Annotated in this window: 1 protein-coding gene; it reads right to left on the bottom strand. The window is 59.3% G+C overall.

The annotated features are described in order from the left end of the window. Positions 1 to 523: hypothetical protein (locus tag ACR0C6_RS22250; protein ID WP_480621381.1), on the bottom strand; the 523-nt coding region annotated here is incomplete at both ends.

The raw sequence follows: 523 nt of genomic DNA, 5'->3' as shown, positions 1-523 counted from the left end.
CGTCTGTGGCATTTTCCAAAAGCTGCGTCTTGATGGATGACCGCCACATTGAACGCGCTTTTTTCAAGGCCGATATTGCGGCGTCAGCATCGCCCGCAACCATGTCACCGGGTTGTAGATTATCAATGAACTGGTCGATTTCGTTGACAGCCTGATTTGCGATATTGGCGTTGCGTGTGGGGCGGAACGCGTTATCGACCTCACGCCCCAGAATGCCAGCTTCCCTACGCACATCCTCAATCGCCTTGAGCGGAATGCCGAACTGGCCGGGGCGATCTCCGATCTTGGGCGGCCCTTCAATAGCCAGGTGCGGGCCAGCCTGTCGGGGGCGTCTCGCAGCCTCATCTGCTGCGTTAGCCACTGTCTGCGCTGCGTCGGCTTCTGTCAGCATCGCGGCCAAGGTTTTGTTGATGTCCCGGCCTGCGCGGGGCTTTCTGCCCAATGGTCCGGGGATATTCGGCGCGCCTGCGTCATCAATCCGTTGCCCAACTTGCTTTTGCAGTCGCTCCATGGCCTCTGGCCC

The organism is Ruegeria sp. AL12, from assembly GCF_056540885.1.
Note: the sequence above shows the minus strand (reverse complement) of the source record. Positions and strands in the feature narration are given on the sequence as shown.